This is a genomic window from Trebonia kvetii (genome assembly GCF_007827045.1).
GTDB lineage: Bacteria > Actinomycetota > Actinomycetes > Streptosporangiales > Streptosporangiaceae > Trebonia > Trebonia kvetii.
Genome location: NZ_RPFW01000002.1, coordinates 646205 through 662812, shown reverse-complemented (window position 1 = coordinate 662812; position 16608 = coordinate 646205). Strand labels below are relative to the sequence as shown.

The 16608-nt window shown below is 70.2% G+C and carries 13 protein-coding genes; 9 read left to right on the top strand and 4 right to left on the bottom strand.

Annotated elements, in window-relative coordinates:
• Nucleotides 1-96 precede the first annotated feature (96 nt).
• Nucleotides 97-1251, bottom strand: a complete 1155-nt coding sequence (locus tag EAS64_RS11715; RefSeq protein WP_222849227.1) for a zinc ribbon domain-containing protein — start codon at nucleotides 1249-1251, stop codon at nucleotides 97-99.
• A gap of 201 nt (nucleotides 1252-1452) precedes the next feature.
• Here EAS64_RS11715 and EAS64_RS11710 point away from each other — a divergent pair, with 201 nt between their 5' ends.
• From EAS64_RS11710 to EAS64_RS11690, 5 genes are read left to right on the top strand one after another with little or no spacing between them, the layout of a single operon-like run.
• Nucleotides 1453-2676, top strand: coding sequence for a CaiB/BaiF CoA transferase family protein (locus tag EAS64_RS11710; RefSeq protein ID WP_145852945.1), 1224 nt, complete (start codon nucleotides 1453-1455; stop codon nucleotides 2674-2676).
• Entirely contained in the window at nucleotides 2673-3890 is a 1218-nt protein-coding gene (locus EAS64_RS11705; RefSeq protein ID WP_145852944.1) for a thiolase C-terminal domain-containing protein, read from the top strand. The genes EAS64_RS11710 and EAS64_RS11705 overlap by 4 nt, the downstream gene beginning before the upstream one ends.
• A 48-nt stretch (nucleotides 3891-3938) precedes the next feature.
• Nucleotides 3939-4370 carry a Zn-ribbon domain-containing OB-fold protein gene (locus EAS64_RS11700; protein WP_145852943.1) on the top strand — a complete coding sequence of 144 codons (432 nt, stop codon included), beginning with the start codon at nucleotides 3939-3941 and terminating at the stop codon, nucleotides 4368-4370.
• 10 nt (nucleotides 4371-4380) lie between these two features.
• Nucleotides 4381-5220 (top strand): mycofactocin-coupled SDR family oxidoreductase, encoded by an 840-nt coding sequence (locus tag EAS64_RS11695; RefSeq protein ID WP_145852942.1) that lies wholly within the window; start codon nucleotides 4381-4383, stop codon nucleotides 5218-5220.
• A gap of 15 nt (nucleotides 5221-5235) precedes the next feature.
• Complete coding sequence (locus EAS64_RS11690; protein WP_145852941.1) at nucleotides 5236-6348, top strand: NDMA-dependent alcohol dehydrogenase; 1113 nt, start codon at nucleotides 5236-5238, stop codon at nucleotides 6346-6348.
• Here the strand turns inward: EAS64_RS11690 and EAS64_RS11685 are convergent.
• Both EAS64_RS11685 and EAS64_RS11680 read right to left on the bottom strand, forming a co-directional pair.
• Entirely contained in the window at nucleotides 6341-7393 is a 1053-nt protein-coding gene (locus EAS64_RS11685) for a lanthionine synthetase LanC family protein (protein ID WP_145853525.1), read from the bottom strand. The genes EAS64_RS11690 and EAS64_RS11685 overlap by 8 nt on opposite strands.
• Before the next feature lie 59 nt (nucleotides 7394-7452).
• Nucleotides 7453-8793, bottom strand: a complete 1341-nt coding sequence (locus EAS64_RS11680; RefSeq protein WP_342782041.1) for a zinc ribbon domain-containing protein — start codon at nucleotides 8791-8793, stop codon at nucleotides 7453-7455.
• Between the two features lie 203 nt (nucleotides 8794-8996).
• Between EAS64_RS11680 and EAS64_RS11675 the strand changes: the two genes are divergently transcribed.
• Nucleotides 8997-9971, top strand: a complete 975-nt coding sequence (locus EAS64_RS11675; RefSeq protein ID WP_145852939.1) for a D-alanyl-D-alanine carboxypeptidase family protein — start codon at nucleotides 8997-8999, stop codon at nucleotides 9969-9971.
• A gap of 27 nt (nucleotides 9972-9998) precedes the next feature.
• On the opposite strand, the gene EAS64_RS11670 is transcribed toward EAS64_RS11675, so the two are convergent.
• Entirely contained in the window at nucleotides 9999-10652 is a 654-nt protein-coding gene (locus EAS64_RS11670) for an ABC transporter ATP-binding protein (RefSeq protein WP_246115632.1), read from the bottom strand.
• A gap of 352 nt (nucleotides 10653-11004) precedes the next feature.
• On the opposite strand from EAS64_RS11670, the gene EAS64_RS11665 reads away from it, so the two are divergent.
• The 3 genes from EAS64_RS11665 (at nucleotide 11005) to EAS64_RS11655 (ending at nucleotide 16539) form a co-directional block, all read left to right on the top strand.
• Complete coding sequence (locus tag EAS64_RS11665) at nucleotides 11005-12234, top strand: cobalamin-independent methionine synthase II family protein (RefSeq protein WP_145852937.1); 1230 nt, start codon at nucleotides 11005-11007, stop codon at nucleotides 12232-12234.
• A gap of 62 nt (nucleotides 12235-12296) precedes the next feature.
• Nucleotides 12297-13646, top strand: coding sequence for an ABC transporter substrate-binding protein (locus EAS64_RS11660; protein WP_145852936.1), 1350 nt, complete (start codon nucleotides 12297-12299; stop codon nucleotides 13644-13646).
• 154 nt (nucleotides 13647-13800) lie between these two features.
• Nucleotides 13801-16539, top strand: coding sequence for a branched-chain amino acid ABC transporter permease/ATP-binding protein (locus EAS64_RS11655; protein WP_145852935.1), 2739 nt, complete (start codon nucleotides 13801-13803; stop codon nucleotides 16537-16539).
• Nucleotides 16540-16608 lie beyond the last annotated feature (69 nt).

Genomic DNA, 16608 nt, shown 5'->3' with positions numbered 1-16608 from the left:
TCGTCATGGTTCGCGCATGGCCTGACATCACCCGAACGAGGTGGTTGACGGGCGCGGGACAATCGGTACGCGCCGGGGCCCGTCGGGCGATTGAGCTTAGAACTGGTCCGCGGAGTACTGGGTGAGGCCGTAGCCGGAAGCGATCGGGTTCCACAGCACGACGAAGGAGTCCTTGGACTGGCTCGCCTGGCGGTCCGGCGCAACGGTGGCCTGGTAACCGGGATCGCTCGTGTCGTGGCGGACGCAGCCCCCGGTGATCTCGTCGTTCGCCCATTTCGCGTAGGCCTGGTCGGCGGCAATCGACGCCTGCCAGGCCTGGGTGAGGTCGCTGACGAGCGCGGGAGGCAGGGTGTCCCTGCCGGGCATGGCTCTGAGGCTGGCGAGCATGGTCTGCCGCGAGGCGGCCGCGTCATCGAAGACCTTCGGGTCTGCGTTGAGGTTGGGGCCGCAGTTGCCGATGTCGGTGGCGGCACCGATGATCGCGGTGCGGTCGGAGGCGCTCTGCGACAGCATCGAGGCGACACTCGACGCGGCCCGCTGCTCGGCGGCGCTCGTCGCCACTGTGGACGGGGTTCCGGAGCCGGCGGTGGCCTTAGCGGAACCGGACGCATGCGTCTTATGACTGGCCGATGCGGTCCGCGAGGCCGCGGCGGTCCCCGTGCTTGCCGTCTGGCGCTGATTGTGGTTGCCGAATGGATGCGCGAGCAGCAGCACGACGCCCGCTCCCACGCCGGCCAGCAGCAGTAGCAGAATCGTCCACAGCCCCGCGTTCGACTGGGAACGGCGGCTGCCGCGCGGCGGCCCGGCCGGTGGCGGTCCAGGCTGGTAGGGGCGCCATGGCTCGTACCCCGGTGGGCCGCCGGGCGGCGGCTGGAACGGCTGGCGCTGATTCGGCTGGCGCTGGAGCGGCACCGATCCTGGCGGCAGCTCCCGTGGCGGATAGGGCTGCTGCTGACGGGCAGGTGGCGGGATCTGATAGGGCGGGGGCTGGTAGGGCGGGGGCGGCGGAGCCTGCCCTGGCGACGTGATCGTGTACCAGTCGTCCCAGTCGCCGCGGGTGGCGGGGGCCGGCCGCGGTTCCTGCATCGCGGGGCTCGCCAGGGCGGTGATCGTCGGCGGTTGGGAAGGATCAGGCGTCGCGGCGACGGCGCGCTGCCCGCAGCGCGGGCAAAAGCGCGCGTCCGGCCTCAGGTCCGCCTGGCATGCCAGGCACCGGCCGCTCATCGCGTCCATGGCGACACCCCTCAGCATCAGGGTAAGTGAGCGCCTGACGGGTGCCAAGACCTCAGCGCGAGCCGTGATTCTGACGGTTCCGGTGAGGACGGGGTGGCTGGGTGCCCTTGTGCCCGCGTCACCGTCGGCCGCGGCCTTCACGCGTGCGGGGGACCATTGCCGGGTCCCGGGCGATCGTATACGTTCCTGCGAGAACCAGGCGAACCCGGAAGGCGGCGGATGGACGACAGCGAGCAGCGGCGCGCACTCGACGGCGTGCGAGTCCTCGACCTGACGCACCAGGTGGCGGGCCCGTCGGCGACGCTGATGCTCGCCTTCCTCGGCGCCGAGGTCGTCAAGGTGATCGCGCCTGGCAGCCGGGACAGCTACGACGCGGTCCCGTTCTACCTGAACAACGCGTCGAAGAAGTCGGTCGAACTCGACCTGAAGTCCGACGCGGGACGCGAGACGGCGCTGCGGCTCGCGGACCGGGCCGACATCTTTGTGGAGAACTTCTCGCCCGGCGTCATCGACCGCCTCGGCCTGGGCTGGGATGTGCTGTCCGCCCGTAACCCCCGGCTGATCTACGCCCAGGTGAAGGGGTTCGCCGAGGACTCGCCGTACCGCGACTACCCGTGCTTCGACCCGATCGCGCAGGGCTTCGCCGGCGCGTCATCGATCACCGGGGAGCCGGACGACCTGCCGATGAAGCCCGGCCCCGATGTCGGCGACACCGGCACCGGCATGGTGCTTGTCGGCGCGATACTCGCGGCGCTGTACCAGCGGGAGAAGGACGGGCTCGGCCAGCGGCTGCAGATCGCGATGACCGACCAGGTCGCCACGTTCATGCGGATCCACTATGGATGGCCGATCGAGCGCTCGATGGACACGCCGCGGTTCGGCAACCGGCCGCCGTTCCTGTTCCCGACCGCGCCGTCCGACATCTATCCCTGCCCGCCGTTCGGGCCGAGCGACTATGTGCACATCCACTGCGGCAGCGACCGGCAGTGGGAGCGGATGGCCAGGCTGATGGGCCGCGAGGACCTGCTCGCCGACCCGCGGTTCGCCACCATGAGGAGCCGGGGCGAGCACAAGGACCTCATCGATGACGCGGTCCGCGCCTGGACGTCCGGGCTCGACAAGATGGCCGCGATGCGCGCGCTCGGCGAGGCCGGGGTGCCGGCGGGCGCGCTGCGCTCGACGACGGAGGTCCTCGCCGACGGCGACCTGCGCGAGCGCGGCATCTTCGTCACCGTGGACGACCCGGGACGCGGCGAGGTGACGATCCCCGGCTATCCGGTGCGGATGTCCCGCTCCCCGGTGCGGGTGGTGGCGCCGCCCCAGCCGGGCGAGCACACCGCGGCCGTGATCAGGGACTGGCTCGGCGAGGACGCGCGCGCACTGGGCTTGCTCGGGGAACCGGGCTTGCTCGGCGAACCGGGCCTGCTCAGGGAGACGCCTTGATCAGGCGCGAGGCGGCGATCGTCGGCATCGGCCAGACCAGGTACGGCAAGGCACTGCCGGGCACCGCATGGGACCTCGCGATGGAGGCGGTGCTCGCCGCGTGCGCCGACGCCGGCCTCGACGTCACCGAGGTGGACGGGATGTGCCGCTTCACCGCGCCGTTCGAGCCGGTCAGCGAGGCCATGCTGGTGCGCGGGCTCGGCATACCCGAACTGTCGTTCTTCGCCCAGGCGCCGCACGGCGGCGAGGCGCTCGGCGCGGTCGTGATGCAGGCGGCCGCCGCGGTCAGCGCCGGCCTCGCGTCGGTCGTCGTGGTGTACCGGGCGCTGTCGCAGTCCACCGGCGGCCGGTTCGGCAGGGCCGACGGACGCGGCCCGGGCGGCGCGCAAGGGGCCGGCCCAGCACAAGGCAGCCCAGCCGACGGTGACATCGTGGTGCCCGAGCAGGACAACCTGTCGTTCGCCTGGCCGTACGGGCTGATGTCACCCGGGCAGCTGTTCGCCCTGTGGGCGCGCAGGTACGCCGCGGTGCATGGGCTGACCGACGAGGACCTGACCCGCGCGCTCGGCACGATCGCGATCACCCAGCGGGCCTACGCCCACCGCAATCCGAACGCGATGATGCGCGACCGGCCGCTCGACTGGGACATCTACCGGGGCGCGCGAATGATCAGCGAGCCACTGCGGCTGTTCGACCTGTGCCTGGAAAACGACGGTGCCTGCGCCTTCGTGGTGACCGCCGCGGACCGGGCGCGGGCGCTGCGCGCGGACCCGGTCTGGATTCTGTCGGCGACCCAGACGCTGTCGCCGTACCGCGAGCCAATGGGCATCTACACCGGGGGCGAACTGCTCGAACTGTTCCCGCCCGCCGCCGCTGCCCGGCTGTTCGACCAGGCGGGAGTGCGGCACGGCGACATCGACGTCGCCGAGTTCTACGACGCCACCTCCTACATGCCCCTGCGCTCGCTTGAGTCCTACGGCTTCGTGCCCGACGGCCAGGCCTGGCGCCACGTCACCGAGCAGGGAACCGGTCCGGACAGCCTGCTGCCGGTCAACACGCACGGCGGCCACCTGTCCGAGGCGTACCTGCACGGCATGAACGGGATACTCGAGGCGGTCCGTCAGCTGCGCGGCACCGCCGCGAGCCAGGTGCCGGGCGCGGAAGTCGCCCTGGTCGGCGCCCCGGCCGGCAGCGCCACGATCCTGGCCCGGTGAGCCCGGTGAGCCCCGCGACCAAGCGACAGTCAACAACAAGGTGATGCGATGGCGGTAATTCCAGCGATGACCGAGCGGACCGCACCCTACTGGGAGGCGGCCGGGGACGGACGCCTCGCCGTCCAGGAATGCCAGTCGTGTCGCCAGGTGTGGCACCCGCCGCTGCCGCGCTGCCCGCACTGCCACGCGGACGCCGTCGGCTGGCGCGACGTGTCGGGCGAGGGCACCGTCTACAGCTACACGGTCGTCCGGCACCCCACGCACTTCGCCTTCGCCGACAAGATCCCGTACATCCTGGCGATCGTGGCGCTGGCCGAGGGCCCGCGCCTGGTCACCGCCCTGACCGGCATCGAACCCGACGAGGCGCGCGTCGGACTGCCGGTCCGCGTGGTGTTCCGTCCGGTCACCGACGCGGTGACGCTCCCGTACTTCGAGCCGGACCCCAAGCGAGATAACAGCAACAAGCCGCCGGCAGGCTAGGAGAGCGGGCATGGGACTTCTCGACGGGAAGGTCGCCTTCGTCACCGGGGCGGCCCGCGGGCAGGGACGCTCGCACGCGGTGCGCCTCGCGCAGGAGGGCGCCGACATCATCGCGCTCGACGCCTGCGCCACGCCTGACTGGCTGAGCTACCCGCTCGCCACCGAGGATGATCTCGCGCGGACGGTCGCCGAGGTCGAGGCGCTCGACCGGCGGATCGTGGCGCGCAAGGCCGACATCCGCGACTTCGCCGCCGTCGAGTCGGTGCTGGAGGCGGGCCTCGCCGAACTCGGCGGGCGGCTCGACATCGTCGCGGCGAACGCGGCGATCATCTCCTGGCCGCGCGACACCTGGGCCATCGACCCGGCCGAGTTCCGCGAGCTGATCGACGTGACGCTGACCGGAACCTTCCTCACTGTCAAGGCGGCGGTCCCGCCGATGATCGCCGCGGGCAACGGCGGCTCGATCGTGTTGACGTCCTCGGGCGCGGCGATCACCGCGGGCAAGGGTCTGGCCGACTACAAGGCGGCCAAGGCGGGCGTCCTCGCGCTGAAGGACACCCTGGCCTGCGAACTCGCCGAGCACTTCATCAGGGTCAACGCGATCTGCCCGACCGCCGTCGACACCCCGATGATCCAGAACGAGGCGCTGCACCGTTCGTTCCGGCCCGACCTGGAATCCCCGGGCAGGGAAGACGTCAAGGCGGGCTTCGCGGAGATGAACCTGCTGCCGATCCCGTGGGTGGACCCGGTCGACGTCTCCAACGCGATCGTGTGGCTTAGCTCGGACGCCGCGCGGTACGTGACAGGGGTCACGCTGCCCGTCGACGCGGGCAACCAGCTCAAGTGCTGAAGGAAGGGCCTGGACATGCGGACGCAAGCGGCGGTGCTCTACGAGGCGGGCACCGACTGGAAGGTCGAGGACGTCGAGCTTGACCCGCCGCGGGCGGGCGAGGTGCTTGTCCGGGTGGCAGCCGCGGGGCTGTGCCACTCCGAGGAGCATCACCGGGTCGGTGACGTGCCGTTCGCCGGGCCGATGATCGGCGGGCACGAGGGCGCGGGCTGGGTCGAGGAGGTCGGCCCTGGCGTCACCCTGGCCAAGCCGGGTGACTACATCGTCTTCTCCTCGATACCGAACTGCGGGCGCTGCCCGTCGTGCGTGCGCGGCAGGCAGAACCTGTGCGATGTCGCGGCCGGGATCATGACCGGGCGGCAGATCCTCGACGGCAGCTCGCGCCACCACGGCACCGACGGGAGCGACCGGACGATCACCTGCCTCGTCGGCTGCTACGCCAGGCACACCGTGGTCAACGAGGCGTCGGTGATTCCCGTGGATCCCTCCTACCGGCCCGAGGCGGCCTGCCTCACCGGGTGCGGCGTCGCGACCGGGTACGGCTCATCCGTCTACGCGGGCGGTGTCAGGCCCGGCGACGCGGTCGCCGTTGTCGGCGTCGGCGGGCTCGGGTCGGCGGCGGTCCAGGGCGCCAGGCTGGCGGGCGCGCGGCACATCTTCGCCATCGACCCGGTGAAGTTCAAGCGCACCAGCGCGCGTGGCTTCGGGGCGACGCACACCGCCACCGACGTGGTCGCCGCGCACGACCTGATCCGCGAGGTCACCTGGGGCCGGATGTGCGACGTGGTCGTGCTCACTATGGGCACCGGACGCGCGGACCTGATGGATGCGATCCTCGCCCTCGCCGCCAAGCGCGGCCGGGTCGTGGTCACCAACATCTACCCGGCGAACGACACCAGGCCGCACCTGGCACTGAACGGGCTCGCCCAGTGGGAGAAGCAGGTCGTGGGCTGCATCTTCGGCTCGGTCAACTCACGTGCCGACGTGCCGCTGCTGCTCAGCATGTACCGCGACGGCCTGCTCGACCTCGACGGGATGGTCACCAGGACCTACCCGCTCGAAGACCTCAACCAGGGCTACCAGGACATGCACGACGGCAAGAACATCCGCGGCGTTCTGCTCATGTGACCGCGCGAAGCCGTGCCGGTACGGCCCACCACTGATCCGGCCGGTCGACGACCGGCGCAGTGAGACCGGTGTCCATGACGCGGGCCAGGCGGAGGAGGAAGGCGGCGATTCCCGCGGCGCCTTGCATCCATGAGGTGCCCGGGGGCAGCAGCGGCGGGTCCTTGCGGTGTTCGGTGAACCGCCAGCATGCCCCGCCCTGGACGCGGACCGCGCGCTCGGCGAGGGCCGCTCCCATGACGCGGGCACCCTCAAGCAGCCGGCCGGCCTCCGTCTGGTCGTCGCAGTCCTGGGCGGCGTCAAGCAGCACATCCCCGACTCCCGCGGTGCCGCAGCAGCGCCCGTCGTTGTCCCAGAAACCCGGCCGGAGCCGCGCTGGCACGCCGGAGGAAAGGATGGCTTCCAGGCATTGCCGCCGCAGCCACGCCACCGGCTGCCCGGCGACGTCCTGCACTCCGGCCATCGCCAGCGCGGCGAACAGCTGCGAGGTCCCGGTGGGCCCATGGCACCAGTTGTAGGTCACCGGTTCAACGTCCCGGGTGGAGTAGGGGAGAGTGTGCGGGACGATGAACCCGCTGCTGTCGAGCGTGCCCACGGAGAGAAGGTGCCGTGCACCCAGCGCGGCGGCAGCGGTGAAGTCCGCACGGCCCAGGGCTGCCCCGGCGATCGCTAGCGCGGTGGCCACTCCCGCGGTGCCGTGTGAGTAGTTCGGCGTCGAGGACGGATATCCAGGCGCCATGGCCCAGTCAAGGCCGTCCCCGGTCTGCTCGGCCGCGTTCAGCAGGGCTGTGCCGCCCACCGCGGCGATGCTGCCCGCGTGTTCACCGCCGGCCCAGACCGCGGCCAGGACCCGGTGCTGGCCAATCTCGGCCAGGACCGGGGCCAGACCGCCGATCCCCGCATACACAGAATCACGGTCAGCGGCAGGCCCGGCGAACCCCTCGTCGCCGGCGACCACCTCGGGCAGCCACGGGCCTTCCGCATCCCGGACCTGGCCAAGCACCCACGCCCAAGCCGCCTCGCCGAGCTCGCGGTACACCTCACCCATCGCCACCAGCAAAGGCTACGGCACCGCCACCCGGCAGTTCCCGGGCGCGCCCGCCGTGCCTAGAGCTGCGTCGGCTGGATCTTCGGCAGGCCGTTCTTCTTCGCCAGCGGGTTCCACAGCTCGACGAACGCGTTCTTGCTGTTGGTCGCCTCGTTGTTGGGGGCGCCCGTCGCGGCGATGTAGTTCTTGTCCTTCAGTACCTGCTTCTTGTTGCAGTGGCCGGCCTCGTCGGTCGCCCACTTCGCCAGGTCGGCGTCCACCGTGGCCGACGCCTGCCACGCGTTGGTCAGATCGGTCAGCATCTCCGTGGACAGCGCGGACCGGCCGGGCAGCTTCGCCAGCTTGGCGAGCAGGGTGCGCCGGTTGGCGGCGGCCTTGGTGAACACCGATGCGTCCTTGGCGAGGTTCTTGCCGCACGTTGACACGTTGGTGTAGGCGGCGCCGACGTCGGCGCGGTCGCCGCCGCTCTGCGACAGCAGAGCGGACAGCGAGGTCGCCGCCTGGCGCTGCGTCTTGGCGGTCGCGCTCGCCGAGGAGGTCCCGGTCGGCGTACCGCTCGCCGACATGCTCGACCCCGCGTTGGCGGTGGTCTTGCCATGGCTGGAAAGCAGGATGGCCGCCACCACGACCACCACCACCACCGCACCCGCCGCCGCCAGCAGGATGACCGGGCCCTTGGACCCGAACGGGAGCCTGCCGCGCCGCGGACCAGGACCGCCGCCGAGCGGCATCCCGTCCGGGCCGTACTGCGCGCCTGTCGGGAACTGGCCCTGGCCGTACTGGCCGCCGCCGTACTGACTGTTCTGATAGGACCCCTGATACCCGCCGTTCTGCGGCGGTGCGCCCTGCGGGTACTGGCCGCCCGCCTGCTGGTATCGAGCGGGCGGCAGTGCACCGGCCGGGGCCTGTGGCCACGGCTGCGGCGGTCCCGGCTGCTGATAGCCCGCCGGGTACTGGCCACCGGGCGGGTGCTGGCCGCCGCCCTGCTGGTACCCGCCAGGTGCGGGCGGGTAGGACGGCTGCCAGTCGACAGGCCGTGGCTGCTGGTTCTGGAACAGGCCCTGCGGCCGCAGCATCCGCTCGACGGTGTCCGAGATGGGGGCCTGCTCCGAGGTGGGCTCATTGGCCGCGGCGGCCCGCCGCGGCGCCGGCGATCCCTGCTGCCCGCCTCCCGGCGGGGGCGGCCAGGCCGCCCGGCTGCCCGCGGTGGGCGGCGGCGGCGCGGAGACCTGCGTGGGAGCTCCGTGATAGGAAGCGGGCAGCGACTGCGCGGTTACCGTGGGAGACGGTGTCAGGGCGGCGCCAGACTGGGCCGGAGCCGCGAACTGCTGTCCGCAGCTGTTACAGAACCGTGTCCCAGGCTCTACCGAGTACCCGCAAGACGGGCACCAATTATCCATACCAACCATCATGTCCCTTTCGGGTATCCCAAGCAGGCTAGTGCCACACGTGGGGACTCGCCACGCGAACGGCGTGACTGGGCTCGCTTTATGGCGAAGGTCGCACTCGTTCGGAAGAAAATTCAATCGCAACCAGTGCCCGTGGGTGGCCCGCACTGACAGAATGCGTGGGTATGCGTTCGGACGTGCTGGGAGGTAGCCCGATGCGGATCGCTGGCCGGCTGGCCGTGGGTGCCGTGGCCGCGGGACTGATCGTAATGGCAGGCGCGGCCGCGCCCGCCGCCCGGGCCGCAACGGTGACCGGAACGGGCAGCCCGGCTGTCGCCGCCCCAGCCGCGACCGGCACCGCCAAGCAGGCCGTCGCCAAGCCGGGCGCCGTCACGCCGGCCGTCACCGCGGGCCCGCTCGCCGCGGTGCGGGCGCGGTGGGCGGAGATCGCGGTGGCGGCGACGGGCAAGGACCTATGGTCGCGCTCGTCGGTCAGCAAGCGGCCGATGGGGTCCGTCACCAAGGTGATGACCGCGTACGTGGTGCTCACCACGCCCAAGCTCAACCTGAACCGGGTGATCACGGTGCCCGCCGCCGTCGTCAACTACGACGAGGAGTTCGACGCGTCCACCGCGGGGCTGCGGCCGGGGGAGAAGCTCACCACGTTGCAGCTGCTCTACGCGATGATGCTGCCGTCCGGCTGCGACGCCGCCTTCACGCTCGCCACCGCCTACGGGCCGGGGTTCAACGGGTTCATCGCGAAGATGAACGCGACCGCGCACAAGCTCGGGCTGAACAAGACGCACTTCACTGACCCCGCCGGGCTGCCGAACCCGGGGCAGTACAGCACCTACTCCACCGTGCACGATCTGGTGAACCTGGGCAGGGACGCCATGAAGCTCAAGACGCTCGCGACGGTCGTCGGCACGCGCTCCTATCACGTGGCGGCCACGAGCGCGCATCGCGCGCACACGTGGAAGAACCTCAACCCGCTGCTCGCCATGTATAAAGGCGCTCTCGGCATCAAGACCGGCTACACGGGGGCCGCCGGGCAGTGCCTGCTGTTCGAGGCGAAGCGGGGGACCAAGACGTTTATCGGCGTGGTGCTCGACTCGTCGAACGACATCTCCAACATCACCGCCGCGTCGAAGGACGCGGCGGTGTTGCTGAACTGGGCCTTCAGCAAGTAAGGGGTGGCCGTGGCGCCGGCTCGAGCGTCAGGACGCCTCGCCGCCCAGGTAGCTCGCGGCGAGCAGCGCGCTGTCCCGGCTCAGCTCCGCTGCGGTGCCGCTGGCGGCCAGCTCGCCGTGCGACAGCACGTAGCCGCGGTCGGCGAGCTTCAGCGCCATGTGCACGTGCTGCTCGACGAGCAGCACGCCGGTCCCGGTGGTCGTGGCGTACTCGCGCACCACCGGCAGCAGGCGGCCGACGATCACCGGGGCGAGGCCGAGGCTCATCTCGTCGAGCATGAGCAGCCGTGGCTTGCGTGCCAGGGCGCGGGCGATCGCGAGCATCTGCTGCTCGCCGCCCGACATCAGGCCGGCCTTGCGGTCCTTGAGCGGGCGCAGCGCGGGGAAGTGGTCGAACGCGGCGTCGATGTCGCCCGCGACGCCCTGGCCGTCGAGCCGGAAGTGCTCGGCCACGGTCAGCCCGAAGAACAGCCCGCGGTCGGAGGGAACGTGCGCGATGCCGAGCCGGGCGCGGGCGGGCGGCGCGACGCCCGCCAGGTCGGAGCCGCCAAGCTTCACCGCTCCCGGCGCGTGCCGCAGCAGGCCGGAGATCGCTCGCAGCGTTGTCGTCTTCCCAGCGCCGTTGGCACCGAGCAGTGCGACCACCTCGCCGCTACGCACAGTGAGCGTAAGGTCGCGCACGACCGGAGAGCGGTCATAACTGACGCTGAGATTATTCACTTCTAGTACAGCGCCGGTGTCAGCCATCGTGTCCTGAACCCACCTTCACCGGCTCTGGGCCGGGTGTCTTCACCGATCTCAACATAAGGCTTGTACAGCACAAACGCATTTGGTGCCAGCTACATGGACCGATGTCGTTAGGCGTTTGGGTGCATCGCCAACTTGCCGGGCGCGGATGTGTGCTCTCCGGACACTTGACGCGATTGTGACCTCGATCGTTAACAATCTATGTTGACGCAATGCCGGCCATGGCTCATTTTTTGGAGGACTAGTACCCCATGACTAGTCCATGCCGAAAATTTCGGAGTTGGCGATGAAGCGAATCCCGGTCACGCATGCCGGAAGCCTGATCCGTCCGCCGGAACTGCTGTCCTTTCTTTCCGCGGTCGATCACGGACGGGCGGCGGCGGAAGGCGACGAATACCAGGCTGCCCTGGCCAAGGCGGTCGCCTACGTAGTGCGACGGCAGACCGAGACGGGCATCGACGTCATCGACGACGGCGAGATGGGCAAGGCTACCTGGATCACTTATCTGTACGAGCGGACCACCGGCCTCGAGGCTCGGCCGATAACGGGCAATTTCTCCTCAATCCTGCCGGCCAGCAGGGACCGCCAGCATTTTCCCGGTGCCTATGCCGAGCTCGACATGCTCGAGCACGACGCGACGGTCCGGGTCAGGACCGAGATCAGCGGCCCTGAGGTGGAGCAGGAGGCGGCGGCCCGGGTTTCCTGGGTGTGCACCGGCCCGATGAGCTACGACAGGTCCGCGATCGACCGCGACCTGCTCAACTTCAAGGCGGCGCTCGAGACCGCGGGCAGGGATATCACCGAGTCCTTCATGCCGGTCGTCGCGCCCGCGTCCGCCTACTGGCTGGCCAACGAGTACTACCCGACCGACGAGGAGTTCGTCTACGCGCTCGCCGACGTGCTGCACGAGGAGTACAAGGCGATCGTCGAGTCGGGCGCGTTCCTTCAGGTGGACGACGCGGTGCTGATGCACGAGGCGGACACCATGCTGTCCCGGGGCCAGTCCTGGGAGGACTACCGCCGCTGGGCGCGGCTGCGGGTGGACGCGCTCAACCACGCGCTGCGCGGGCTGCCGCAGGACCGCATCCGCTACCACATCTGCTTCGGCAGCTGGCACGGCCCGCACGCCTACGACCCGCCGCTGCGCGACTCGATCGACCTGGTTCTCGCGGTGAACGCGAAGTACTACCTGATGGAGCAGGCCAACCCGCGCCACGAGCACGAGTGGAAGATCTGGGAAGACGTCACCCTGCCGGAGGGCAAGGTGGTTGTCCCCGGCGTGGTCACGCACCACACCAACGTGGTCGAGCACCCCGAGCTCGTCGCGCAGCGGCTGATCCGGCTCGCGAACGTCGTCGGCAGGGAGCGGGTGATGGGCGGTACCGACTGCGGCTTCGCACAGGGCGCGTTCATGCACCGGGTGCACGAGGAGATCCAGTGGGCCAAGCTGGCCTCCCTGGTCGAGGGCGCGCGCATCGCCTCCCGCGAGTTGTGGGGCGACGAGGCGGACGAGTAATTCCCCGGCTTTTCTCCCGAGAGCGTGTCAAAGAAGAACCACTCCACTAGGAGGAAACGAAGTTGCCTAGATACAAGAGAGCCGGCTTCGCCGGGATCGCTGCCTTCGCGGTAGCGACCCTGGCCGCGGCGGGCTGTTCCAGCTCAAGCTCGACCACGAACACGACCGCACCGTCGAGCAGCGCCGCCGCGCCCTCAAGCAGCGCCGCGGCGCCGAGCCCGAGCGGCTCAACCGGCGGCCTTGGCGCCCAGTCGGTCACCAACTACCTGTCCTACACCGGCGGCAAGTCAGGCCCGGCGGACAAGTCGCTGCCGCCGGTCACCGTCGGCTTCGTCAACCAGCAGGGCGGCCAGCAGGTGATCGGCCAGCACGCCACCGACGGCGCGGAGATGGCGGTCAACTACATCAACAAGGAGCTCGGCGGGGTCGACGGCCACCCGGTCCAGCTGGACACCTGCTTCATCGCCTCGGCCGAGGAAGAGGGCACCACCTGCGCCCAGAAGTTCCTCGCCAACAAGTCCGTCGACGTGATCGCCATGGGCGCCGTCGTGATCGGCGACCAGTCCTTCTACGCGACCCTGGGCGGCAAGCTCCCGGTGGTCGGCGGCGTGGCCCCGCTCCCCATCGACGGCGCCCAGAAGAACACCGCGGTGCTCTTCGGTGACGCCACCAGCGTGCTCGGGCCGTTCGGCACCTACGGCCGGGACGTGCTGCACGCCAAGACCGCGGCGGTGCTCTACCCCAACACCGCCTCGGCCACCCCCGGCGCACTGGCCACCGAGGCGGCGCTCAAGTCGGCCGGCATCTCCGTGAAGATGGGCCCGTACCCGCCCAACGCCACCGACCTGACCGGTGTGCTCGCGTCGACCGGGGCCGCTACGGCTGACATGGTCGTCCCCGCCGTCGCCGCCCCCGACTGCGTGAACATCCAGAAGGCGTTCACCCAGCAGGGCATCACCGACCCCAAGAAGATCGTCGCCGCCCCGCTGTGCCTCAACGGCCAGGTCGCGGCGGGCCTCGGCGGTGACTTCCCCAAGTGGACCTACCTCATCGCCAGCTCGCTGTTCGGCGACACGACCGACCCCGGCATGATCGAGTACATGAAGCTGGCGCAGACCTACTCCACGCCGGCCAACGCGCCCGACCCGTGGAACATCGTCGACTTCGGCCAGCTGATGACCATCGACAAGGTCCTCAACCAGGTCGGCTTCGCCAACCTGTCCCCGAGCGCGATCCAGTCGGCCGTGCAGGCGTTCAAGGGCCCGCAGGCCCTCGGCGCCCCGGCGCTTGAGTGCGGCTACAACCCGGCCGCGCCCGGTGTCTGCAACAACCGCTCGCAGTTCTTCGAGTACGACGGCAAGAACAAGTGGGTCAAGACGGCCGGCTGGACCCAGCCGCCGGCAGGCGAGTGACCCGCCACCGCTGCCAGATCCGTAGCGGCTGACTGGTGCGCCGTGGCCGCGGGGGCTCTCCCTCGCGGCCGCGGCGTCACCCCTTTTCACTTGAAATCCCGTGGCATCACCTGAACTCTTGACTTAGCAACCACTGACCGAGGAATAACCCCCCGTGGAAACAGTCCTGCTTTTCATCCTGCTAGGGCTCGGCTCTGGCGCGCTCATCGCCGGCATCGGGCTCGGCGTCGTGGCGACCTACCGTGGCTCGGGGGTCATCAACTTGTCCACCGGCGCGATCGCGATGCTCGGCGGCTACGCCTTCTGGTCGCTGACCAGCGGGAAGATCGCCTCGCTCCCTCATCTCGTGGCGCTGCCGCTCGCCCTGCTGTTCGTGCTCGCGGTCGGCGCGCTGCTCGAGTTCGCCGTCTACCGTCCGTTGCGCAACGCCTCACCGCTCGGCAAGCTGATCGCCTCGCTCGGCGTGCTGCTCATCGCGCAGTCGTCCATGCTGCTCGCCTTCGGCGTGACCCAGCAGGCCTCCCCCTCCGTGCTGCCGACGAAGCTGATCCACATGCTCGGCTCCGGCATCACGCTCGACCGGTTCCTGCTGGCCGCCATCGTGATCGCCGCGACCGCCGTGCTCGCCGCGGTCTACCAGTGGACCAAGTTCGGGCTGGCCACCCGGGCGGCGTCGGAGAACGAGGTCGCGGCGATGCTCGGCGGGGTCTCGCCGGGCACGATCTCGCTCAGCAACTCCCTGATCGCCGCGTTCATCGCGGGCTCGCTTGGCATCCTCGCCTCCTCGGTCACCCAGCTCGACCCGTCGACGCTGCCGCTGCAGATCATCCCGGCGCTGGCCGCCGCGCTGATCGCCAGGTTCACCTCCTTCGGCCTGGTCACCGTAGCGGCCTTCGGCATCGGGATCCTGGACTCGCTGCTCCAGCTGGCATCGTCGGAGGCCTGGTTCCCGCAGTCCGGCGGTGTCGCGATACCCGGCACGACGGACCTGCTGGCGTTCCTCATCATCATCGGCGTGCTGTTCTGGCGCGGCGCGCGCATCCCCGGCCGCGGCGAGGTGCTTGAGCGCAGGCTGCCGGAAGCGCCGCGGCCGCAGCACCTGTGGCGTTCCGCGCTGATCTTCGGCGGCGGCGCGGCGGTGCTGCTCGTCGTGTTCCCGTTCGACTTCCGCAACGCGCTAATCAACACGCTGATCGGCATCCTGATGGCGCTGTCGCTGGTCGTCATCACCGGTTTCGTGGGTCAGATCTCGATCATCCAGCTCGCCCTGGCGGGCGCGGCCGGCTTCACCATCTCGCACATGGCGAGCAACTTCGGCATCACCTTCCCGCTCGCGGCGCTCGCGGGCATCGCGGTGGCCGTCGCCATCGGCGTCGTCACCGCCATTTCCGCGGTGCGGGTGCGCGGCGTCAGCCTCGCCGTCGTCACCCTGGCCGGCGCCGTGGCCATCAACTCTTTCGGCTTCCAGAACACCACCTGGGGCGGCGGCGGCCTTGGCTCCCCGGTGCCGGAGATGAACTGGTTCGGCCTGGACCTCGGTCCGAACGCCGGGTTCCGGGGCATCGACGGCAACCAGCCGAGTCCCGTCTTCGGCTGGGTCGTGCTGATCTTCGTGATACTCGCCTGCGTCGGCGTCGGGTACCTACGGCGCGGCAAGCTGGGCCAGCAGATGCTCGCGGTCCGCTCCAACGAGCGCGCGGCCGCCGCCGCCGCGATCAACCCGCGGACCGTCAAGCTGTATGCGTTCAGCATCGCGGCCTTCATCGCCGGGGTCGCCGGCTGCCTGTACGCCTACAACTTCGGCTCGGTCAGCAGCGACCGGTTCGACGCCTTCACCGCGCTGTCGCTGATCGCGTTCGCCTACGCGGGCGGCATCACGCTCATCTCCGGCGCGGTGTTCGCGGGCCTGATCTCCGCCCAGGCGATGATCCCGTACGCACTCGACAAGTGGTTCGGCCTGAACGGCAACTGGTTCCTGCTGTTCGGCGGCGTCATCCTCATCTTCACCCTGCTGGGGAACCCCACCGGCGTGGCCGGCGACTTCTACCGCAGGACGCACAAGAAGGCGCGGGTGAAGGCGCCCGAGGTGGACGCGGCGACCAGGGAGCGGATCACCGCGCGCACCGAGCGGCGTGACCTGTCCGGACACCAGGACATCCTGGCGATCGATGGCCTGTCGGTCCGCTTCGGCGGCGTGCACGCACTGAGCGACGTGTCGCTGCGCGTCAAGGAGGGCGAACTGCTCGGGCTCATCGGCCCGAACGGCGCAGGCAAGACCACGCTCATCGACGCCATCTCCGGCTTCGTGACCGCGACGGGCACCGTCAGTCTCGGCCAGCGCGACCTGCGCGGGCTGGCCGCTCACGACCGGGCGCGCGCCGGGCTGACCCGCACCTGGCAGTCGACGGAACTCTTCGACGACCTGAGCGTCCTGGAGAACCTGACGGTCGCCGCCAAGGAAAGCGGCGTCCACGAGGACGACGCGAAGCAGACCCTCGCCCTGGTCGGCATGGAGTGGGCCGCCGAGGCCGAGCCGTCGCAGCTGTCGTCCGGCCAGCGCAAGCTGGTCGGCGTCGCCCGCGCCCTGGTCGCCAAGCCGAAGCTGCTGTGCCTCGACGAGCCGGCCGCCGGCCTGGACAACGCCGAGTCGCAAGAGCTTGGCGTCACCCTGCGCCGGCTGGCCGACCAGGGCCAGTCGATGCTGCTCATCGAGCACGACATGGGCCTGGTCCTCGGCATCTGCGACCGGGTGGTCGTCCTCGAGTTCGGCAAGGTGATCGCCGAGGGCACCCCGGAACAGGTCCGCCGCGACCCCAAGGTCATCGCCGCCTACCTGGGCGACGGCATGGAGTCGGCCGCCTCGGGCCCGGCCGGCGACTCAGAGACGGTCTGAGACCCGGCCCCGACCACGGAAGATCACAGCGGTACGGAACGGGTTCGGCTGACTCTGGTCAGCCACCCG